General features: G+C 40.0%; 19 protein-coding genes and 1 tRNA gene. 16 read left to right on the top strand and 4 right to left on the bottom strand.

All coding sequences use genetic code 11. The features are described from left to right. Window positions 1-19 precede the first annotated feature (19 nt). The 13 genes from BR30_RS0120070 to BR30_RS34035 all read left to right on the top strand — a co-directional run bounded on the left by BR30_RS0120070 (window position 20) and on the right by BR30_RS34035 (window position 14,371). Window positions 20-853, top strand: coding sequence for an ABC transporter permease (locus BR30_RS0120070; protein WP_026566569.1), 834 nt, complete (start codon window positions 20-22; stop codon window positions 851-853). 71 nt (window positions 854-924) lie between these two features. Further along, window positions 925-2,055 carry an ABC transporter substrate-binding protein gene (locus tag BR30_RS0120075; RefSeq protein ID WP_026566570.1) on the top strand — a complete coding sequence of 377 codons (1,131 nt, stop codon included), beginning with the start codon at window positions 925-927 and terminating at the stop codon, window positions 2,053-2,055. Window positions 2,056-2,553: 498 nt separating this feature from the next. Further along, the gene (locus tag BR30_RS34025) at window positions 2,554-3,621 is read left to right on the top strand and encodes a phosphotriesterase family protein (protein ID WP_051633686.1); all 1,068 of its coding nucleotides are present in this window, start codon (window positions 2,554-2,556) and stop codon (window positions 3,619-3,621) included. A 75-nt stretch (window positions 3,622-3,696) separates the two neighbouring features. After that, window positions 3,697-4,656, top strand: coding sequence for a phosphotriesterase family protein (locus BR30_RS0120085; RefSeq protein WP_026566571.1), 960 nt, complete (start codon window positions 3,697-3,699; stop codon window positions 4,654-4,656). A 147-nt stretch (window positions 4,657-4,803) separates the two neighbouring features. Continuing rightward, on the top strand, window positions 4,804-5,967 hold the full coding sequence (locus tag BR30_RS0120090; RefSeq protein WP_026566572.1) for a thiolase domain-containing protein: 1,164 nt from the start codon (window positions 4,804-4,806) through the stop codon (window positions 5,965-5,967). Between the two features lie 3 nt (window positions 5,968-5,970). Continuing rightward, window positions 5,971-6,384 carry a Zn-ribbon domain-containing OB-fold protein gene (locus BR30_RS0120095; protein WP_155928728.1) on the top strand — a complete coding sequence of 138 codons (414 nt, stop codon included), beginning with the start codon at window positions 5,971-5,973 and terminating at the stop codon, window positions 6,382-6,384. Window positions 6,385-6,657: 273 nt separating this feature from the next. After that, window positions 6,658-8,355, top strand: coding sequence for a CocE/NonD family hydrolase (locus tag BR30_RS0120100; RefSeq protein WP_051633687.1), 1,698 nt, complete (start codon window positions 6,658-6,660; stop codon window positions 8,353-8,355). A 35-nt stretch (window positions 8,356-8,390) separates the two neighbouring features. Next, window positions 8,391-9,356, top strand: coding sequence for an MBL fold metallo-hydrolase (locus BR30_RS34030; RefSeq protein ID WP_051633688.1), 966 nt, complete (start codon window positions 8,391-8,393; stop codon window positions 9,354-9,356). After that, window positions 9,357-10,052: a 3-oxoacid CoA-transferase subunit A gene (locus BR30_RS0120110; RefSeq protein WP_026566575.1), complete on the top strand. Its 696-nt coding sequence runs from the start codon at window positions 9,357-9,359 to the stop codon at window positions 10,050-10,052. Further along, a complete protein-coding gene (locus tag BR30_RS0120115) occupies window positions 10,045-10,728 on the top strand; it encodes a 3-oxoacid CoA-transferase subunit B (protein ID WP_035445751.1) in 684 nt (227 codons plus the stop codon). The genes BR30_RS0120110 and BR30_RS0120115 overlap by 8 nt, the downstream gene beginning before the upstream one ends. Window positions 10,729-10,763: 35 nt before the next feature. Next, on the top strand, window positions 10,764-11,873 hold the full coding sequence (locus tag BR30_RS0120120; RefSeq protein WP_026566577.1) for an FAD-dependent oxidoreductase: 1,110 nt from the start codon (window positions 10,764-10,766) through the stop codon (window positions 11,871-11,873). Between the two features lie 76 nt (window positions 11,874-11,949). Continuing rightward, complete coding sequence (locus tag BR30_RS0120125; RefSeq protein WP_026566578.1) at window positions 11,950-12,876, top strand: alpha/beta hydrolase; 927 nt, start codon at window positions 11,950-11,952, stop codon at window positions 12,874-12,876. A 241-nt stretch (window positions 12,877-13,117) separates the two neighbouring features. Then, complete coding sequence (locus BR30_RS34035; protein WP_035445753.1) at window positions 13,118-14,371, top strand: MFS transporter; 1,254 nt, start codon at window positions 13,118-13,120, stop codon at window positions 14,369-14,371. Window positions 14,372-14,791: 420 nt separating this feature from the next. Here the strand turns inward: BR30_RS34035 and BR30_RS0120135 are convergent, their stop codons facing one another. Next, entirely contained in the window at window positions 14,792-15,541 is a 750-nt protein-coding gene (locus tag BR30_RS0120135) for a GntR family transcriptional regulator (RefSeq protein WP_026566579.1), read from the bottom strand. 130 nt (window positions 15,542-15,671) lie between these two features. On the opposite strand from BR30_RS0120135, the gene BR30_RS0120140 reads away from it, so the two are divergent. From BR30_RS0120140 to BR30_RS0120150, 3 genes are all read left to right on the top strand, one after another. Further along, entirely contained in the window at window positions 15,672-16,637 is a 966-nt protein-coding gene (locus BR30_RS0120140; RefSeq protein ID WP_026566580.1) for an MBL fold metallo-hydrolase, read from the top strand. Window positions 16,638-16,746: 109 nt separating this feature from the next. Next, entirely contained in the window at window positions 16,747-17,319 is a 573-nt protein-coding gene (locus tag BR30_RS0120145) for a TetR/AcrR family transcriptional regulator (protein WP_026566581.1), read from the top strand. Window positions 17,320-17,530: 211 nt separating this feature from the next. Further along, on the top strand, window positions 17,531-19,498 hold the full coding sequence (locus tag BR30_RS0120150) for an acetate--CoA ligase (RefSeq protein ID WP_026566582.1): 1,968 nt from the start codon (window positions 17,531-17,533) through the stop codon (window positions 19,496-19,498). A gap of 52 nt (window positions 19,499-19,550) precedes the next feature. Here BR30_RS0120150 and BR30_RS0120155 read toward each other — a convergent pair whose 3' ends face one another. From BR30_RS0120155 to BR30_RS0120165, 3 genes are all read right to left on the bottom strand, one after another. Next, complete coding sequence (locus tag BR30_RS0120155) at window positions 19,551-20,249, bottom strand: pirin family protein (RefSeq protein WP_026566583.1); 699 nt, start codon at window positions 20,247-20,249, stop codon at window positions 19,551-19,553. Between the two features lie 373 nt (window positions 20,250-20,622). Then, window positions 20,623-20,696 (bottom strand) — tRNA-Arg (locus BR30_RS0120160). A 65-nt stretch (window positions 20,697-20,761) separates the two neighbouring features. After that, window positions 20,762-21,505 carry a YwaF family protein gene (locus tag BR30_RS0120165; RefSeq protein WP_026566584.1) on the bottom strand — a complete coding sequence of 248 codons (744 nt, stop codon included), beginning with the start codon at window positions 21,503-21,505 and terminating at the stop codon, window positions 20,762-20,764. Window positions 21,506-21,604: the final 99 nt, after the last annotated feature.

The following is a 21,604-nucleotide window of genomic DNA, read 5'->3' on the forward strand; positions in this document are numbered from 1 at the left end:
GGAGAAGGGAGATAAACACATGGAAAAGCCCTTTGTAGTAACTACTCAAAAAAAATCTACTGTTACGAAAATGCGCCGTTTTCGACTGGATTACTTATTGATACCTGCTGTGTTTGTTGCATTTATCTTTTTATGGGACTTGTTGATTACTATTTTTGACATTCGGTCAGTGATTCTTCCAAGACCATTATCCGTGTGGCAAAATTTTACCAGTGGTTTAAATCCAGATAATTCTTTAAATTATTATACACATATCCTGGGTACCCTTTATGAGGTTCTTTTCGGATACATAATTGGAGCGATTGTTGGTATTGCCCTTGCTTTATTGTTATCTCAAATTCCATTGCTTGAACGTGTATTTAAACCGTTTATTGTGGCCTTTCAAAGCATTCCTAAAATTGCGATTGCCCCACTAATTATCATCTGGTTTGGTTTTGGAGTAGGTTCAAAAATTGCTCTCGTTATTCTGATTGTCTTTTTCCCAGTACTAGTAAATGGTTTAAGCGGTTTCAAATCTGTGGAACCGGAGCGACTAGCAGTAATGCGTTCACTGGGTGCTTCGCAATGGAAAATCTTTAGTAAGCTTGTATTGCCAGGGTCGCTGCCATTCTTATTTGCCGGGCTTGAAGTTGCGTTAGTTCAAGCAATGACAGCAGCTATTGTTGCGGAGTTTCTTGCTGGTCGTGAAGGGCTGGGGGTACTCATCATTCAAATGGAACAAGTGTTGAACACTGGTGGCATCTTCGGTGTCCTAACGGTTCTAGCTATCCTTGGCTGGCTTTTAACCATGATCTTGAACCTTATCCGTAAAAAGTTAGTATTTTGGTCTGATGCAGAGCGAAGCAGGAAATAAGAAAGACGAAAACTTAGCGAAAGTTACAAGTAGGGACGTAAAATATCAATGATAGAAAAGGGGCAGTTGATATGTTGAAGATTCGGAATTTTAAAAAAATGTCCATATTTACCTTGTTGTTAGCGGTATTACTAGTTTTTAGTGCATGTTCTGAAAGTAGTAATGGTTCTTCTAGCAATGGAGCATCAGATAAAAAATCAGGTTCAGAAGGTAAGTCGAAAGATAAAGTCACAATAGCTATTCCGTTTGTGCCAGGAGCACCGAGTGGAGCTTATCTCTGGCTAGGTAAGGGATTAGGTTTTTTTGAAGAGGAAGGATTAGATGTTGAAATTGTTGCATTAGCTGGAAAACCAGCAGAGGCGATTGGACTTGTAGTTGCCGGCAAGGCTGATATCGCCATTTCTCAACCTGATGCTCTTGTTTTTCCTATGGCAAAGGGAAATGATCAGGGACTAAGTTATATTTTCACCCCTTATCAAAAACCAGTGTTTGGTATTGCTGTAGAAAAATCTAGTGATATTTCGTCTCCAAAACAACTTGAGAAGAAAACAGTTGCTATGACTGCGTTAGGTGCACCTTTTGAAACGTTCATGAAGGCAAATGTAAAAGCAGATGGAGGAGATCCTTCTAAGATTGATTCTGTTACGATTGGCAGTGGAGCCGCAGCAATGGAAGCGTTAGGAAAAGGAGATATTGATGCCTATGTAGGAAATCAAGGTGACATAGCTATTGCCTCGCTGGTGACTGGAAAGGAAACAAAAATTTTACCTTTCCCTACAGAAATTGAAGAAGGCTTTGCAGCCGGATTTGTTATTCGCAAGGATACGAATGGTGCGAAAAAAGATGCGATTGCTCGTTATATTCGCGCAGTTTTGAAATCAGCGATTTTTGCTCAAGAGAATCCGGATAAGGCAGTGGCAGTGAACTGGGAAATGTATCCTGCATCTAAGCCAACTGATAAATCGGAAGAGCAGGCTGCAAAGGAAGCCAAGGTTTCTTTAGAGGTAACAGTCGGTAATTTTAGTCCGGCGGATAATGGTCAATGGGGCTATATTTCCGAAGAACGCTGGCAGAAATTTGTAGATAATAATGGCTTAACAGATAAAATTTCAGACGTGACAAAACTATTTGATTACTCACTTCTCGATAAAATTAACAAATTTGATGAAGAAGAAGTTAGAGCAGAAGCAAAAACCAAGTAATTAAAATCCAGATCGCTTCTAAACTCTGAACAAAAGGTTGAGTTGTTGCAAAGTCTTCAAAGCTGACTTTACGACAACTCCTTTATATTAGAATTCAATCAAAATAATAAACTCCAATATAAATAGAATATTTATTTAGAAAAATAAGAAATGTTTGACTTTGGTATAACAATATTATAATATAAAACTAACAACAAGAGATGACATTACTGCCTCCTCCGCAGAGAAAGCGATTACATAGGAAAATTCGGCATCATGGGGAAGGTAAGGTAGTTCAGTCCCAGTTATTTAAATCAATTTTGTTACTTTGTAGAGATTGGCAGATGATGTTGAAGATTAGGAGTTTTAATTTTTGAAACCTCCAAACCAACCGGTCTGTTTAGATTATTTTCCATTCAACAAACCAACCGGTCTGTTCAAACGATTTTTTATTTAAACAAATTAAGCGTTTTCCACACCTTTAAAATGAGGAGCTATTAATTGATAGGGGGTTTTATAATGCCAGAAAAAATACAAGATAAAAGTTCATCTATTGTTCGTACTGTTCTTGGACCAGTGCCAGCTCAAGAATTAGGTTTTGTGCTCATTCATGAATCACTTCTTTCTGTTGTGCCTGGTGCGGAATTTGCGCCTGAAATTAATATGGATAAGAGCGAGATCTTTGAGGTCTTAAAAAGAAAGCTTACTGACTTCCGCCGACTAGGCGGTAAAACCATCGTCGACAGCAGCGGGATGTTCCATGGTCGTGATGTGTGGCTTTATCAGACACTTTCGAAAGCAACAGGTGTGCACATTGTCGCTTCAACTGGTTTAGGACCTGAACCGATGTTAGGAGGGTATTTTACTGCACCGCAAACCGATCCACCTACACCGTGGCCAGCAGAAAAATTTGCCAATTTGTTCTCAAAAGAGATTGTAGAAGGTATTGTTGTCCCACGCGTTGAACGATCAACCTCGGCTGGATTAGTAACGTCAATTGCCAGTCAAAATGGAATGACTGAAATTGAAACAAACCTGTTCCGCGGTGTTGCGCAAGCTGCAAATACAACTGGAGTAGCTGCATCTGTACAATACGGTGAAGATGCTGTACATGACTTAGAAATTTTATTAGGTGAGGGTATTGCACCAGACCGAGTGATTATCGGAGGGCTAGACCGTGTAGTTGCTGTTGAACGAAAGGAAGCATTCGCTATTGCACGCCTGGGTGCCTATGTGGCACTAGATCATATTGGATGGTCTACAAATGAAGGCTATGTAACCGATGAGCAACGGGCTCAATTAGTATTAGAATTATTTGCAGAAGGTCTTGGAGAGCGTGTCCTTATTTCAACAAATGCAGTTGCAGTAGCAAAAGGTCATGAAGCGAATGATCTTGGGTTCGATTACTTACTTGCAACATTTGTACCATTATTACGAAAAGCAGGTGCAACGGATGAACAACTCCACATTTTATTAGAAGAAAATCCACAGCGTGTACTTACTGTTGATGCTTCAGCAGAGCAAAAAATCACTGAATATTCGGTTACTAATTGGAGAAATTTGTTCCAGCCTGTTGATTTATTATAGGTTGACCAATTTCGGCTTTTATAAAAATAAAAGTGGAAGCTTCAGTTGAGTAAAACAAGGTCAGGAGTGAAAAAAATGGGTAAGGTAAATACGGTGTTAGGACCAATTGCTACAGAAGATTTAGGAATCACGGCATTGCATGAGCATATTGGGTTCGGTCTGCCTGGGTGTGATTTAGATACACAATGGTGGAAAAAACCAGATGAAGCATTTGACGTTACACTTCAAAGATTAAATCGATTCCGTGAACATGGCGGAAAAACATTCGTAGATTGTACGGGGATTGGAAATGGACGCGATGTTGAATACTTCCAAGTACTTTCACGTAGAACGGGTATTCATATTGTAGCTGTTACAGGTTTTGTAGCTGGTGACTCAGCACTGCCATATTTCCGTAACAAATCAGTGGAGTATCTTACAGACCTGTTTGTTCACGAAGTGACAGTGGGGATTGAGGATACGGGTGCTAAAGCAGGTGCGATTAAAGTAGGCGTAAGTCGTGGCGGTAAACTAAACGAACTTGATAAACGTATTTATCGTGCTGCCGCAAGAGCTGCGGTAAAAACGGGTGCACCAATAATTACACACTTATCAACAGACCCAATGACCGCAATTAATATTTTTGACGAGGAAGGCCTGCCTTTAGACCGTGTGTTAATGGGCCATGCAGATGTTGGTCAGGATGCAGACGACGACCGCGATGAGATGATTGCTAAAAAAGGCGGTTTAGTTGGATTCGATACCCTTGGCTATGATACAGAGTTGCCAAATGCACCGTATTGGTCACGTCCACGTCAAGAGCGTGTCAAACATTTTCTTCGTTTCATCAATAAAGGATTTTTAGATCGTGCCGTTATTTCAGCTGACGCCAATTGCTGTGCTCTTGGCTGGCCAGGATTAAAAGGACATTCAGTCAATTATGTATTTGAAGAGTTTTTACCCGATCTTCGAAAAGCAGGTGTTAGTGAAGAAGTATTTGAACAACTTTTGGTGCATACACCGGCGAAATTCCTAACATTACAAGAACCTCGTTAATTCGCATATCCGATAGTGTTGACTCGTTATGCGACAGTAATGAGTGCTTATACGACAGTATTGACTTGTTATCCGCCAGTATTGAAAAATTATGCGCCAGTATTACCTGGTTTTACGACAGTAATTTTCGTGGGGAGGTTAAGGAATATGAGTATTAAAGGAATGGCCTATATTGCGGGTGCGTTTGAGCACCCAACACGTAAGGCCCCGGACAAGTCTGTTGCAGTTATCCATGCGGAATGTGCCAGGGGCGCATTGGCAGACGCCGGCCTTTCATTTAAAGATGTAGATGGCTACTTCTGTGCTGGTGACGCACCAGGCGGCGTTCTATCTATGGTCGATTATTTAGGGCTTAATGTACGCCATATCGATGGAACGGATACAGGTGGTTCTTCTTACATTGCTCACGTTTCACATGCCGCACAGGCGATTGCAGCGGGGAAATGTAATGTAGCATTGATCACCATGGGAGGACGCCCACGTTCCGAAGGCAGAAGTGGTGTTAAACAGAAGCTTGTGGGTGCCAATGTTCCAGATACACCTTTTGAACTTCCATTTGGACCAACAGCTGTAAATGAATATGCAATGGCTGCGATGCGTCATATGCATGAATACGGTACATCAAGTGAACAGCTAGCATGGATTAAAGTCGCAGCTTCTCACCATGCACAGTACAATCCAAATGCCATGCTGCGTGATGTCGTAACTGTTCAAGACGTACTTGAGTCTCCAATGATTGCCGATCCCTTACACCGTTTGGATTGCTGTGTAGTAAGTGATGGCGGTGGTGCTCTCGTAGTGGTAAGCCCTGAAATCGCAAAAAGGCTAAAACGGCCACTTGTCCGTGTCATGGGAGCTGGAGAATCTCCTAAAGGTTTACTGGGCGGTAAAGTAGATCTTACTTATAGTGGTGCTGTATGGTCTGGGGCAGCAGCCTTTGAGGAAGCTGGAGTTACGCCACAAGATATTAAATACGCATCAATCTATGATAGCTTTACCATTACAGTATTAATTCAACTCGAGGATTTAGGTTTCTGTAAGAAAGGCGAAGGCGGTAAGTTCGTTGCTGATGGAAACTTGATCTCAGGAGTTGGGAAACTTCCTGTCAATACCGATGGAGGCGGGTTGAATAATAATCACCCAGCGAGCAGGGGCGGTATGGTTAAAGTATTAGAGGCTGTGCGCCAACTACGCGGAGAGGCACAACCGGAGGTACAAGTGGAAAATTGCGACCTTGCACTCGTTCATGGTACTGGCGGCGGACTGGCAAGTCGTCATGGCAGTGCAACATTGATCTTGGAGAGGAGGTAGACAATGGCAACTCTGTATCAATTAAGAAAGATGACGATTCCTGAAACTCATCCGGAACATCAAGAGTTTTGGCAGGCCGCGGAGGATGGAAAGTTGCTTATAAAGCAGTGTGAATCCTGTGGTGAATATCATTATTACCCACGTGTGCTATGTCCATATTGCATGAGCGATAAGACGACGTGGAAAGAAGTGAATGGCACTGGCAGTATCTACACGTATAGTGTCATGCGAAAAGGATTTCCCTATGCGATCGCCTTTGTGACGCTTGATGAAGGTCCGAGAATGATGACAAATATCGTGGATTGTGATCTAGATGAAGTACACATCGACCAAAGAGTAAAAGTGGTATTTAAACAAAGCGGCGATCAGGATAATCCAGGTTCTTTTATACCTTGCTTCACACCTGTGGAAGGTTGATAGGGTAATTTATTTATACTTAACAGTTATCAAAGTGTCCATAATGGTGCTCTTGGGGACGAAATGAAATCAAAAATCTACCAAACTGTCCGTAATAGGCACTCTTGAGGACAAAATGGTGTCTAAAATCTACCAAACTGTCCGTAATAGGTTTTCTGGTGGGCAAAACCCAACGTTGATCTTCTTTTTTTAGGACAATGGCCGATGGAATGAATGTAAAAATATTCCATAAGTAAATCAAACTTAGTAAATAAAAGAGAGGAGCGAATAAAAATGAGAATCCTTAAGGACATACAGATTCCTATGCGTGATGGTGTACATATCGCTGCTGATATCTTCCTTCCTGATGGAGCAGCCAAAGTACCAGCATTACTTGCGCTTAGTCCGTATGGCAAGGAACTGCAGGCACAAGCGTTAACATTACCTCCGCAAGCACGTCCAAGCCATCTTTGGAACGGTGCGATTGAAGCAGGTGACATTCGTGAAGTGGTATCACGCGGTTATGCACATATTATCGCAGATGTACGCGGTACAGGTGGTTCTGAAGGTCAAATGTGCGGTAACTATAACTCTGGTGGTCATGGAGACGGTAAAGATATCTATGATCTCGTTGAATGGATGGCTGAGCAAGATTGGTGTGATGGCAACATCGGGATGATCGGTATTTCGTACTTTGCTTCCGTTCAAATTTTAGGTGCAGCGGAGCAGCCGCCACATTTAAAAGCCATCTTTGCGAACGGTGGGCACTTCGATCTTTATGAACTTTGTTATCATGGCGGGATTATGTGGTTAATGCCACGTGCTTCTCGTGAAGGACGCGGTGGCGATAGCGGTAATGCCTTTAATAACGTAGCAAGCAAGAGCTCAAAAGTATTTTCTCCAGGCGAGCTTAAAGAGAAGACACTAGAGAGGTTAAATGATCCAGACATTGCTCATTGGTCGGATTTCGTACACCTTTTACATTATCAAGACCGTCACGAATTATGGATGGATTACTTATTGAATCCACTTGATGGGCCATTCTGGCAAGAAAATAGCGCTATACAAGTAGCACATAAAGTAACGATCCCAACTTACTTCCAAGCAAAATGGGGCCGTGGTTGGAATGTTGAAGGCACCATTGAATGCTTCCACAAAGTGTCTGGTATTAAAAAGCTTGATATCCAAGCACTGCCGCCAATGCTAGAACGTCCATTCCATGAAAATCATGATGAAATGTTCCGCTGGTATGATTACTGGTTAAAAGGCATTGATAATGGCATTATGGATGAACCAACTGTGCAATTCTCGGTAGAAGGTTCTTACAAATGGAGGAAAGAAGATTACTTCCCATTGATAAATGAGGAGAAGAAAGCGTTCTACTTGCGTCCTCGCCACAAAATCAGCGAGAAGCCAGAGCCGCTACCTTCTGAATATGCTCATCCAGATGGCTTCTATCAAGCACCATTAACCGTAACAACAACATCCGAAAAGATAAAATGGACCAGTGATAAATTCCTTGAGGCTGTAGAAATGACAGGAACAGGGGCATTATACATTCATGCAGAAATCGATACGGATGATACAAACTTCATTGCCAAACTTTATGATGTAGATCCAAGCGGCAAGCGGACATTAATGACATCTGGTTATCTAAAAGCATCACATCGTGAATTAAATGACGAAAAATCAACATACGGTGAGCCATGGCACCCGCACAACCGTGTGGTACCTGTAACGCCAGGTGTAATCAACGAGTATGCGATTCGCTTATATCCGTTCTCATTCTTAATTAAACCAGGACATCGTATTGAATTAGAACTTGCATGTAACGAACCACTTGATGGAGAAGATGCAAAATTACTGCCGCCGGATAGCTATCACTTACCTAGCGGTAGGGCAACAACGCATAAAATCTATCGAGATAAAGATCACCAATCGCGTTTAGTGTTACCAGTCATTCCAAAACAATTTGACGTTACTAATAAATAGTCTGCTTATTATCTAGATTAATAGGAGTGAGTAAGATGGCAGATGCAGTACGTGTAATACCGATTGAATGTAAATTTGGTCCAATTTCTGCATTTGCATATTATGTGGATGCGCCAGAACCAGCTATTATTGATGCCGGTGTGAATGTCTCGGCAAGCCAAGACATAGAACCGACCTTAGCTAAACATGGTATTAGAATGGAAGACATTCGTTGGATCTTACTAACGCATGGCCATGTGGATCATCTCGGTGGTGCCTATGAAGTATGGAAAAAAACAGGAAGACAGGCAAAAGTAGTTATTCCCAAAAAAGAAGCTCGGCTATTGCGTGATAAGAATGAAAATATAGTTGATTACAAATCACTACAAGGAAAATTCATCACCGACACATCAATCCAAGAAAAACATATCACAATGTTAACAAATGATATAGGTGACAATATTGAACCGGATTTGGAAGTAGTAGAGGGTGATTCTATCAATTTAGGAGGAAATATCACATTGAAAGTGATTGAAACTCCAGGTCATTCCATTGGTTCCGTATCCTTCGTCTTGGATGGGCTAGGCTGGGCGTTTGCAGCGGATGCAGTTCAAATGTATGGCGGTGCAGGTGGCTTGCCAACGATTGAATACTCATCACTATATCGCATGAGTATTCAACGTTTGTTAGAGGAAGTACGTCCGAACCGATTATTCTTAGGTCATCCATTCCGAAATAGCAATGGCGAAATGCAAAGTGCACAAATAGACGGTGAACAGGTAACAGCTGTTTTACAAGCAAGTATTGATCGAGATGCTCAATTGAGAGATGTTACGCGGCGCCATTTAACAAATGGGCTTCCTTCTGAACAGCATGAATTGTACGGACCGTTTGGTTCAATTGCTGAGGAAATTGGCTATACAGGTGATCCACGGAATTTACCTTGCGCGTTTTTTGTGACGATAAATGGTTATTATGAAGAACTTAAAAATGCACAGATATATGAGAGGAGGAAAAACTAAATGATCCAAAAGAGGTTTGAAAATATAGCCAAGGCTGTTGCTGATATATACGATGGAGCTACGCTTCTTGTCGGAGGATTTGGGGGAAGCGGATTACCGTCCCATCTGATAGCAGCCCTAGTAGAGCAGGGTGCGAAAAATCTGACAGTCGTATCAAATAATATTGGTGCTGTTAGCGATGGTGTAGCCGCACTAATCAGCAACAACCAAGTGAAGAAAATCATCTGTTCTTTCCCTGTCGGACCACATGCTGACGATTTGATTGCACGTCTTCAGAATGGAACGATTGAGTTAGAAATTGCACCTCAAGGAACATTAGCAGAACGTATCCGAGCAGGTGGTGCGGGGATTCCAGCCTTTTACACACCGACGGCAGCGCACACAGAACTTGGAGAGGGAAAGGAAACGCGGGTGTTCAATGGTCGATTGCATGTCTTAGAGAATGCCATCATAGGGGATTATGCTTTTATCAAGGGACATAAGGCAGATCGCTGGGGAAATCTTGTTTACAATAAGACACAGCGTAATTTTAATCCGGTTATGGCGACTGCAGCCCGCATTACAATCGCAGAGGTAGATGAAATTGTAGAAGTCGGAGAGTTAGATCCAGAGAATATTGCCACACAGAACGTCTACGTTCATAGACTAGTAAAATTAGAAGCTCTACGTGAAGAGGGGGTGTTAGCAAATGGTTAAAGACGAATTGAAGGTTGGATGGTCAAAGATTCAGTTAGCTTCTCGAGTCGCTCAAGACTTAGAAGATGGGTGGTTCGTGAATCTTGGTATCGGAATTCCGACACTGGTGGCCGATGTGATTCCAGAAGGTAGAGAAATTATTCTGCACAGTGAGAATGGACTTCTTGGGTTGGGGCCAAAACCAGCTCCAGGTGAAGAAGATATGGATCTTGTCAATGCAGGAAAGGAACCTATCACATTAAAGCCGGGTGGCAGCTTCTTCTCACAATCAGATTCTTTTGCCATGATCCGTGGCGGTCACCTTGATGCCGCAGTCCTTGGTGCTTTTCAAGTCTCAACGTACGGTGATTTGGCTAGTTGGAAGGTCCCTAACGATCCGCTTGGACGTGTTGGAGGCGCGATGGATTTAACGGTTGGTGCAAAGCGTGTATTCCTCTGTATGCAGCATTGCACGAGGAAGGGAGAATCGAAAATCGTGGAGGAATGTACTTATCCTCTGACTGCACCTCGCTGTGTTGATCGTATCTATACAGACCTTGCAGTGATAGAGGTGACAGATGATGGACTTGTTGTTCAAGAACTAGCACCTGGAGTTACGTTTGATTACCTGCAGGAACGTACGGCTGCCCCTCTTAAGAATCAAACGACCAAGGACTTAAAAGCGGAGACTCTATAAATTTATTTAATTAATAGCTTAGGAGGGAAATTTTTATGATATCAATGTCTTTAAGAATTGCTATTATCGGAAGTGGAATTGGCGGGGCAGCAACGGCGGTAGCTTTACGGCATGCAGGATTTAATGTTGATGTCTATGAGCAAGCATCAGCAATTACAGAGGTAGGTGCAGGTATCGGTTTACGTCCGCCATCCATCCGTTACTTCAAGAGATGGGGGCTTCTAGAAGAAATTGAGAGAGTGACCCATAAAAGCGTATTAATGGAAATCCTTTCCGATAAAGCAGAAGTAGTACTTGAGGAAAAATGGCCAGCGTTAACAGATGACCCAAACGAAAGATGGGCAAGATTAATTCATCGCGCGGACTGTTTGGACACCTTAATTAATGCCATCCCTTCTGAGTTCATCCATTTAAATCACAAATGTAAAAATATCGTTCGCTATGGAGATTATGCAGAAATTGAGTTTGAAAACGGTGTTAAAGTGGAAGCCGATTTGGTCGTTGCTGCAGATGGTATTCGTTCCCTAACTCGTTCGCTATTTTTCAGTCAAGCTGCGCCGGTTTTCCACGGTTATCATGCCTATCGTGCTCTTGTGAATGAGGATGAAACCTATGGTTTAGCTTCTGAAGACACATTGAGAATTTTCTGCGATGATAAAGTCAATTATTATTTATTGCCGTTAAAATATAGAAAACAAGTTTCGGTTGATATTACCGTCCCACATACAGACCGTGCAGGTAGACCGAATGTACCGAAAGAAGACATGCTTAGGGAATTAAAGAATTTCCATCCAAATCTTCAGAAGATAGCTGAAAATATTAATCATTTCGATGTTCGGTCACTATACGATATTGATCCTGTTGAACAGTGGACTAATAATTGTATCGCCCTGCTTGGGGATGCGGCACATTCAATGCTTCATAACCAAGGTCAAGGTGCAAATATGGCCATCCAGGATGCAGGAGTATTGGCTGATTGTTTACTTGAAGCTGATAGCGTTGAAAATGCCTTACAAAAATATGAGTCTCTAAGAAAACCAATCGGAACTTTATTTCAAAATTTATCTCGCCAGTTCCATAGTGACAAGGAAGAAACTGCTTTCCCTGAAAAAGAATTCCTTGAAAAGTCTCCTGAGGGAAAATAATTTAAAATCATGACCCGTGGGAAACGAAATAGGATTTACCTAAATTAAATGTGATTGAAATAAGGAGGTTTAATAGATGCCTGTACATCCCGAGATAAAAAAAATATTGGATTTCATTCCACAATCCGACTCTAAACCTAGAATTATTCCAGAAGAACATAGAAAAATGTTCGATGCACCTATTTTACCGGTTGAACAACGTGTCCAAGTTTATTCTGTTGAAGAAAGATCGATTCCTACGGCTGAAGCGGATATTCAAGTAAGAATTTATACACCGAAAGAAGCGGATTCTTACCCAATTCTCATGTATTTCCACGGCGGTGCATTTTTCTCAGGAAATTTAGAAAGTCATGATGAAATTGTTCGTCCGATTTGCATGGAATCCGGTTATAAAGTCATTTCAGTGGGATACCGTCTTGCTCCTGAACACCCATTTCCAGCACCATTAGATGATTGCTATAACGTAACCAAATGGGCAGCTGAACATAAGGAAGAATTGAAATGGGATGGCCAGAATCTCGCGCTTGCAGGTGATAGTGCGGGGGGGAACTTAGTTGCTGCAGTCTCACTAATGGCCCGTGACAAAAAGGAATTTGCGATTACGAAACAAGTACTATATTATCCATCCTTGGACCTTGATGTCAGTGAATTTCGTTACCTATCACAGGTGGAAAATGGAAAGGGCTATTTCGTAGAAAGTGATCAATTAGCAGAATATAACTCCTTCTATTTAATTGGAGACGTAGATACGGGTAATCCGCTTGTTTCACCTATTCGAGAAGAAAATTTAGAAAGTCTTTCAGCAGCACTTGTCATCACAGCAGAGTTTGACCCAATGCGCGATGAAGGAGAACTATTTGCGGAGAATTTAAAAAAATGTGGTGTAGATGTTGTAACAAAACGGTATGAAGGCGCTACTCATGGATTCTTAGGGAAATTCACTCATCTTGATGAATATAAAGACGTTTACAAACGTACGGCTGATTTTTTAAATTCTAAGTAACGTACTTTCAGGGACCAACGGGACTTTGAACAGTTTAATAGGGTTACTGGTTTTCCAAGGAAGTGATCATTGTGGCCAAACCATATGCATTTGGTCACTTCCATTTTATTTTTATAGCCTCCTAGAAAATCTTTTTACATCATTGTTAAAAGCACAAAACTAGCAATAATTTTCTTAATATTCTGAACTTTATTTCAAAAGCTTTGACAATACTTGATTTTAAGGAAGGGTGTTTTATTCCATGGAAAATAAAAAGTTTTGGACTTATGAAAATAAGTTAGTAGTCATCGTCTTCTTCACAATCGGATTCGTTTTCTTTGACCGTTTAGCGATTAACTACTTATTCCCAATGATTTCTGTAGATTTAGGACTAAACTACACGCAATTAGGATTACTTGGAGCAGGACTTGCGTTAACTTGGTCAGTTTCTGGTCCATTAGGTGGATTCATTTCAGATAAAGTGAAGAGTAAGAAATCCATGCTAGCCATTTTAGTATTGGCATTCTCGGTTATCTCATTAATGCACGGGTTAGCACAATCATTTGCCATGTTATTCGTACTACGTCTATTAATGGGTATTGTTGAAGGTCCACTGATTCCGCAAACACAATCGATTTTAGCAATGGAATCATCAGATCGTCGGAAAGGATTTAACCTTGGTTTTACCATGAACACAAGTAACGCATTATTCGGTAGTATTTCAGCGCCTATAGTAATTGTTGCTTTAGCAACAAATTTCGACTGGCATACTGCTTTCTATTTAACGATTATTCCCGGAATTATTTTAAGCTTTGTCATCTTCAAATCTGTTAAAAATCCGGATCCAGGTAAATTCCATGCAATGCATGAGATAAAATCGACTGAAAAAGTCAAAGTGATGGATGTTCTTAAGCATCGTAATATTTGGTTATCCATTGTTGTTTTCAGCTTAGTAATGACAACACTTATGGCATTCCAGATTTTTGGACCAACCTATCTAGTTCAAGCAAAAGGTTTATCTGATACAACAATGAGTTTCGTCATGGCTACATTCGGAATTGGATATGCAATCTTCGGTTTCTTAATTCCATCAATTTCAGAGCGTACAGGACGTAAACCAGCTTCTTTACTTTCTGGCTTGTTGTTAATAATGATTCCTCTGGCTATAGTTTTTGTGGATTCCATACCATTAATGATGGTGCTTTTATTCATTGGTTCAGCTGGTTCGGGTGTCATTGGAATGTCGATGTCTGTTATTCCAGTTGAATCTGTTCCATTACAATACTCAGGCCTTGCTATCGGTTTAACCATTGGTATTGGTGAGTTAATCGGAGGATTCTTAAATCCAATGGTGAATGGTGCTTTAGCAGACATGTTTGGTATTCAAACACCATTATTCGTAGCGGCTGGTGCGGCTGTGTTGGCATTACTATTTTCATTATTTTTCAAAGAAACTGCACCATCTAAAGTTCAAACAACCAATGGACCAGAAATCAAAGGTAGTGTCCAAGTTTAGTTTTATTCGTTCTTACTAAATTCCAGTTGAATACTTTTTTTTATTAAAGGGACAATAGGGGCTTAGTGTAGTTCCCGTTGGACCTAACTTTTTAAGTCAACGGGAACTAGTGGCTTAGACTAGTTACCATTGAAGTCATTTTTCTGAGTCAACGGTAAATAGAGGCTTAGACTAGTTCCCGTTGGACCCATATTTCTGAGTCAACGGTAAATAGAGGCTTAGACTAGTTCCCGTTGGACCCTTTTTTCTGAGTCAACGGTAAATAGAGGCTTAGACTAGTTCCCGTTGAACTCATTTTTCTGAGTCAACGGGCAACTAATCCCCACCTCATCTGGAAAGATGTGGGAGGGATGTTAACCTACTTTTAGTGAACAAGAACATTTCGATAGGTTAATAGTTTTTCCACGGAAGTTTTTATTCTTATCGATTGACTGTAAAAGCGTACTTGTAGTCTTCGGCCCTGTGAACAGCTTTTCTCCATCCTATAAGGATGTCATTACGTGTGTACATAGTTGTCTCTATTACGAGGATCGGCTCACCGGTTGTAACGCCCAGGACCTGTGCCTCCTCCTGACTTGCGCTAGTTGCCCAAATTTGATGTTCACCCCGGGACAGGGAGATCCCTAGATCCCGTTCGAGAAGAAAGAAAACATTCCCGACTGACTCTAGTTCTCGAGCATCTGGTTGAAAGTCTTCTGGAACACTCAGGTAAGTCTTCGTCCATACAAGTGGCTTCTCTTGGAACCAGATCAGGCGAGAGATGTGAAGTACCTCATCGTTTGGCGCAAGGTCAAATAAAGAACACTGATTCTTCGGAGGTTGGATGCGATCGACGTCCAAGACTTGCGAGCTAACATCCATGCCTTGTTTCCTAAAGTAGTCGACCAGCCCGCCTAATTCAAGACCTGGTGGGCGGACGGGTAACCCCTGAACTGGGAAGGTGCCCTTCGCACGCTCCCGATAGACATATCCTTCATTGGCGAGCTCCTTTAATGCCTGGCGAACAGGTGCCCGACTCACGTGGAAACGCTGAACCAGCTCTTGCTCAGTACTGAAGGGTCGATTCGTTTCACCATCAGAAGTCTGCAGCTCCTCAATTAGAATTTGCTTGATTTGTTTATAAATGGGAATCCCAGAGCTTCGATCAATCGTCTGTTTTTTGTTCTGCATTTTTATCCTCCCTTAATTTAGATTTTCATAATCTTTCCTATTGTTTAAGTATATATTGTTATACCAAAGATACAAGATGTTTTCAAAAATCTACTACTTTAAGAAAATTAATTAGAAGGAGGGAGATTCATTGTTTAAGAAAAGCGATATAGAGGTATTTCCTGTTATTGTTCCAACTTCCAATAAATTGAAAAGTATTAACTTTTACTTAGTTAAACAAGAGAATTCCTTAACGTTAATTGACACCGGTTTGAACAGTGATGATTGCTGGAATTCCTTACAAAAGACCTTAAAGGAAAATAATTATTCACTTACTGAACTCACAGGAATTTTACTAACGCATCATCATACAGACCATGTTGGATTAGTGGAACGAATTGTATCCAACCATTCCATTCCCGTATATGCCCATCCTTATGCCATACTTGTATTAAAAAGAGACAGAGAATATCTGAAAATGAGGGTCGAGTTTTTCAGAAAGCTTTACCAAGAGATGGGATGTGGTGAAATGGGAGAGAAACAAGTAGCCAATTTATCTTATCCTATTATTCTAGATGAGAATAAAAAAATCGACTGTGATATCCAAGCAATCACCAACAACCAGATCTTTGGCTTTGATATCCTAGATATTCCTGGTCACGCTCCAGACCAGATTGCCTTTTATCATAATGAGTGTAAGTATCTATTTGCTGGTGATTTATTAATTGAAAATATGCCTAGTAATGCTTTCATTGAACCAAATTATGATGGCACAAAAACCAAATCCCTGATACAACAAAAGCAATCATTAGAGAAATGTTTATCATTGAATATGGATCTCGTTTTTTCAGGACACGGGAGAATCATAGAAAATCCTAAAGATTTAATTAAAGCTAGAATAAAAGAAATTGATGAAAAAGCCGACAACTATATAAATATGATAAAAAACGGAATTTCAACCGCAAGCGAATTGGCCCAATTCCGTTATAAAGAAAAGTATGAAAAACAGTTTTTCAATGTAATGTCTGAAATGATTGGATATCTAGATTATCTTGAAAACCAAGGGAAAATTACTAAGGAAATGAAGAAAGGAATTTGGCATTATTATTGTTCCTAATGTTCAATATTGTAGACATTACCAACTACATTATTTATTCTATAAATATAATAATTCTAAGTTGGTTAATTTATCTTTATCATATTGTCTTAGGGAGGAGGTTACTGAAATGGATACAAAATCAATGATGATTGACATCGCGACAGATCTTTTCCAACAAAAAGGATATATGGGTGTTGGTTTATCCGAAATATTAAAAGCTGGAAATTTTTCAAAAGGTTCTTTCTATCATCATTTTCCGAGTGGAAAAGAAGAATTGCTCATTGCTTGCCTAAAGTCAATGAGTGAAACAATTACTAAGGATATTGAGGAAATTTTTGAAAGATATCCGACTACAGGCGAAGCTACAACCGAAATGATTGAGAAGTTAATCGCTATTTTTGAACGGGATGGAACGATTGCTGCATATACCTTTAGCAGTATTGTTAGTGAGTTGGCATTACTAAGTGAACCAGTCCGACATGCCTGTTCTGACTTATACATAAAGATGCAAAGGATCTATACGAAGAAGCTAGAAGCAGATGGATTTTCAGCCGAATCAGTACATTCCATTGCTCTCATGATGACAGCTACGCTTGAAGGTGCAATTATGCTCTGTCTCACTCAAAGGTCAAGCGATCCTCTAAAAACTATTTCGCAAGTATTACCTACATTGTTGCTTAGAAATGTACAACAAATATAATCCAAGGTACTGACCCAATCGTTGATTGGGTTTTATTATTGAAAATTCAGAATATTTATGTTAACCTTATTGATGTACATCAAATGACGAGCTGCTATTTTAGAGTAATTTTTGTATATCACAAAAGTAAAGCGCTTTCATTTATTTAGCGCTGAACTGATCAAATAGTCGGTCACTATGGTTCTAATATTTTCAATATAGGGGGATTCATATGGATGTAAGCGGAATTTTAAAGGTAGTTGCAGAAAGTAAGCTTGTATATCCAAGCGAAGAAAAACAATCTAACACCTCAATTGGAAGCGGTAAAGCTTTTCAAGAACTTCTTCAAAAATCCCAAAAAGATCCTGAAGCCTTTTGGGACGATGTGGCAAAAGAGCTAGTTTGGTATGAGCCCTGGCAAAGTACAATAAGTGGAAGTCTTCCAGACTTTCGTTTTTTCGAAGGGGGCATCAGCAACCCTTGTGTAAATTTACTCGACCGTCATGTGGAAAATGGTGCTGCAAATCGCACCGCACTGATTTGGGAGGGAGAAAACGGGGATACAAAGTTTTTTACATATAATATGCTGTTAGCTGAAGTAAATCGCTTTTCGAATGTCTTGCGTTCCTTTGGTGTGAAAAAGGGGGACTGTGTGGCGATTTTCCTTCCGAATTTGGCTGAAGCAATTATTGCCGTGCTCGCTTGCTTTCGGATTGGGGCAATTTACAATACAGTATTTTCAGGATACTCCGAAAAGTCATTGAAGGACCGTCTCATTAGCTTTGAGCCAAAGATTATCGTGACGACTGACGCGACGATAAGACGTGGAAACAAAGTTTGCTTGAAGGAAAAAGTGGATAGGGTAATTCCAGATATTCCATCCATTGAAGCGGTGATTGTCGTTAATCGCCTAAATACAGAAATCAATATGACAGAAGGACGGGATTTCTGGTGGGAGGAACTAACTAGAAAGGCAAGTATCCAATGTGAACCTGAGAAGCTAGAGGCCAATGAATATGGAATTGTCTTCTATACAAGCGGTACAACAGGAAAACCAAAGGGTGTCGTTCATTCAGGAATGGCCTTTGTGATCCAAAATTACATCTATAGCAAATATCATATGGACCATCATGATGATGATGTGTTCTGGTGTACGGCTGATATTGGATGGTTAACAATGCATATTTGGGGTATTGCGGGCGCACTCGCAAATGGAGTGACCACTGTCGTATATGAAGGATCAATTGACTTTCCAACAAAGGACAGATTTTATCAAGTAATCGAGAAATACCGTGTGAATAAATTGTTTACAGCGCCAACCGCATTACGGATGTTAAAAAGTCTAGGTGAAAAAGTACGGAATCAATTTGATTTATCATGTCTGGATGTAGTTTCTCTAGTGGGTGAACCCTTTGACCCAGAATCATGGCAATGGACGTATGAAGTATTAGGAAAGAAAAAGATATGTGTCAATAATACGTGGGGACAAACGGAAACAGCGGGCTGTCCAATTGCTGGATCCGCATGGTTAACCCCAATGAAGCCCGGATCAGCTGGAATGCAATTTTTAGGTGCAGATATAGCTGTTGTAGATGAAGAGGGAAATCAGGTTAAACCGGGTACGTTAGGAAATTTAATCATTAGAAAACCATTCCCAATGCTTTGCCGTACGCTTTGGAAGGAACCGGAGCGTTATATTTCCTCTTATTTTAGTCAGGTAGAAGGAAGCTATTTTGCAAGTGATTTGGCCCTGATTGATGACGATGGCTATGTGTGGGTTGTTGGTCGTTCTGATGATGCCTTCAATGTTGCCGGGCATCGCTTAAGTACAATGGAAATTGAAAGTGCGGTTCTTGAATGTGAAGGAGTTGCTGAAGCAGCTGTAATTGGTGTCCCAGATGAAATCAAAGGAGAAGTACCGCTTGTATTTGTCCGGGTAAATGATCTTTCTCTAGGGACTGATGATTTAAAAGAAAAAATAAATGAACGTATTATACAGCTTATCGGAAAAATTGCCCTGCCAAAATCCATCATTTTTACTGAAACACTACCTAAAACAGTTAGCGGAAAAATCATGCGTCGCTTATTAAAGGAAATTTTCGTTTCAGGTAAGGTTTCAGGTGATATTACAGGGCTTGAAGATCCAGCAACAGTGGCTCAAATTCAAATGATTATCAATGAAAGGTCGACAGTGAAGTAAAACAAAAAGTCTGATGGGATTTCCATCAGACTTTTTTATATAAATCAAACTACTATGCTTTTTTCATCTCTATTAGTAAAATATGCGAGGTTTTTTCTGCCTTAATTGTGATATCTTCTTCAACAATTTCCATTCCATCTCTATCAGAGAGCTCAATGCCATTAATGATAGAAGTACCTTCTATTTGAACTAAATAAGCTTGCCTGTCCTCTTTGACTGGAAAGCTTATTTCTTTTCCTTGTTGCAATTCCAAAGAATAAATGTTTGCATCTTGGTTAATCTTAATTTGAGCATCACCGTCTATTCCTGATACCATGTGCAGCCAATTCTTTTTTCTATCATCCCAATTGAATCTAAAATCACCATAAGCTGGTGTATGGCCAATTTTGTCTGGTAAAATCCAAATTTGTAAAAACCTTGATGTATGTTCACCTAAATTATATTCGCTATGAAGCACACCCGTACCTGCACTCATATATTGAACTTGTCCGCGAGTTATTGTATTTTGGTTACCCATGCTATCACCATGAGTCAACTCACCATTCACCACATAGGATATAATCTCCATATTTCTATGTGGATGGGTACCAAATCCTGTTTGTGGATTAATTAAATCATCATTAATTACCCGTAAAACTCCAAACTGAATATTGTCTGGATTATAATAATCTGCAAATGAAAAGTGAAATTTACTTCTTAACCATCCAAGATTACTAGAACCCATATCCCTGCTGTTGATTTTTCTTAACATATTTTTCTCCCCAATCTATCATAAAAAATGTATAAAAGAAAACTTGCCTCTTTTGTTCTCTATTGATATTTGTGATTCTAAAATATAATTATCTTGAATTCGAGATAATTATATACATTATATTTCAGTGTGTCAACATTAGTCGAGGGCAATAATAAATTACCAAGTAAAATAAAAACCCCCTTGTATGGCAAGGGGGTTAAGTCATATCAGCTGAGATATTCCGATTAACTGCTCTAAATAAGACAATATCTAAAATTTGGATAATATAATCGAAATTTTATCGTTTATTTTTCAAGCACAGTGTCAACATTCAGTTTAACAAAGCCTAAAAAATAAAAAAGAAACCCTTGATAAATAAGGATTTCTTTAACGTCCCGAAGAGGATTCGAACCTCCGACCTACAGTTTAGGAAACTGTTGCTCTATCCTGCTGAGCTATCGAGACACACATATTAGGAACGTTATTTATTATATGTTGTTAATGGCAAAAGGTCAACAAAAAAGTTGATATTATTGAAACGGCAGGTCTCTGGCCACTTCGGTTCCTTTCGAAGTCTTTTCACGGAATATCAACCAGACGATTAAACTGAGCCCAATTAGTAATCCTTCCAGAGATAAAATGTACCAAGGATAGGGTCCTAGAACATCTAATAAACTCGCACTGTCAGGTTTATGACTTAAGAACATATAATTTCCGCCCACCAGCTTATTAATCAACATAATGATCGGCATGAGCACATTTAAAAAGATACATAATTTTAAGACAGACCAAATCGTCGGCCGGTAACCCTTTGCCCATGTAAAATAAAGAGGCACCCAGATTTCCATCAGATGTGTATAAAAGAAATGGAAAAACCGAAAATGAGGGAAGTCATAATTTAAGGAAGGGGTTAATAGTGCCTGCGATGCGCCTAATAATGCCGTAAATAATAAAATCTCATAGATTATTTTTTTCGTAGTTAGCAACAATATGACCGTTAATATTAAACTAATGCTACATAATTCTAATGGAAAGGCATGGCTGACATTCCAACTACCATTCACAATCATCCACAAATGATAGGTCAATTCCATGATGATGAGAGTGATCGCGATCCCGATTTCGGTCCGTCTTCTTTGCTTAGCATTCAATTTATCTCTATTAAGATAGATAAAGATGGAACCTAGGATTAAGACGGCAATAATAACAAAATGACTGATTGAAAACATTTCAAAATCATAGTTAGTAAAACTGCGGCAAAACACCCCATCCATACCCCCACCACCTAATTCGGCTAATAGTACCTTTTCTAATTATATTCGATGGAATTGCTTTTACACCTCTTCCAAAATATAAAATATTTCCATTTCACT

The sequence above is a fragment of the Bacillus sp. UNC41MFS5 genome (assembly GCF_000686805.1).

Excerpts from the sequence above, each read along its gene's own strand:
- BR30_RS0120070 (WP_026566569.1), top strand. The coding sequence starts at position 20 with ATGGAAAAGCCCTTTGTAGTAACTACTCAAAAAAAATCTACTGTTACG.
- BR30_RS0120075 (WP_026566570.1), top strand. The coding sequence starts at position 925 with ATGTTGAAGATTCGGAATTTTAAAAAAATGTCCATATTTACCTTGTTG.
- BR30_RS34025 (WP_051633686.1), top strand. The coding sequence starts at position 2,554 with ATGCCAGAAAAAATACAAGATAAAAGTTCATCTATTGTTCGTACTGTT.
- BR30_RS0120085 (WP_026566571.1), top strand. The coding sequence starts at position 3,697 with ATGGGTAAGGTAAATACGGTGTTAGGACCAATTGCTACAGAAGATTTA.
- BR30_RS0120090 (WP_026566572.1), top strand. The coding sequence starts at position 4,804 with ATGAGTATTAAAGGAATGGCCTATATTGCGGGTGCGTTTGAGCACCCA.
- BR30_RS0120095 (WP_155928728.1), top strand. The coding sequence starts at position 5,971 with ATGGCAACTCTGTATCAATTAAGAAAGATGACGATTCCTGAAACTCAT.
- BR30_RS0120100 (WP_051633687.1), top strand. The coding sequence starts at position 6,658 with ATGAGAATCCTTAAGGACATACAGATTCCTATGCGTGATGGTGTACAT.
- BR30_RS34030 (WP_051633688.1), top strand. The coding sequence starts at position 8,391 with ATGGCAGATGCAGTACGTGTAATACCGATTGAATGTAAATTTGGTCCA.
- BR30_RS0120110 (WP_026566575.1), top strand. The coding sequence starts at position 9,357 with ATGATCCAAAAGAGGTTTGAAAATATAGCCAAGGCTGTTGCTGATATA.
- BR30_RS0120115 (WP_035445751.1), top strand. The coding sequence starts at position 10,045 with ATGGTTAAAGACGAATTGAAGGTTGGATGGTCAAAGATTCAGTTAGCT.
- BR30_RS0120120 (WP_026566577.1), top strand. The coding sequence starts at position 10,764 with ATGATATCAATGTCTTTAAGAATTGCTATTATCGGAAGTGGAATTGGC.
- BR30_RS0120125 (WP_026566578.1), top strand. The coding sequence starts at position 11,950 with ATGCCTGTACATCCCGAGATAAAAAAAATATTGGATTTCATTCCACAA.
- BR30_RS34035 (WP_035445753.1), top strand. The coding sequence starts at position 13,118 with ATGGAAAATAAAAAGTTTTGGACTTATGAAAATAAGTTAGTAGTCATC.
- BR30_RS0120135 (WP_026566579.1), bottom strand. The coding sequence starts at position 15,541 with ATGCAGAACAAAAAACAGACGATTGATCGAAGCTCTGGGATTCCCATT.
- BR30_RS0120145 (WP_026566581.1), top strand. The coding sequence starts at position 16,747 with ATGGATACAAAATCAATGATGATTGACATCGCGACAGATCTTTTCCAA.
- BR30_RS0120150 (WP_026566582.1), top strand. The coding sequence starts at position 17,531 with ATGGATGTAAGCGGAATTTTAAAGGTAGTTGCAGAAAGTAAGCTTGTA.
- BR30_RS0120155 (WP_026566583.1), bottom strand. The coding sequence starts at position 20,249 with ATGTTAAGAAAAATCAACAGCAGGGATATGGGTTCTAGTAATCTTGGA.
- BR30_RS0120165 (WP_026566584.1), bottom strand. The coding sequence starts at position 21,505 with ATGGATGGGGTGTTTTGCCGCAGTTTTACTAACTATGATTTTGAAATG.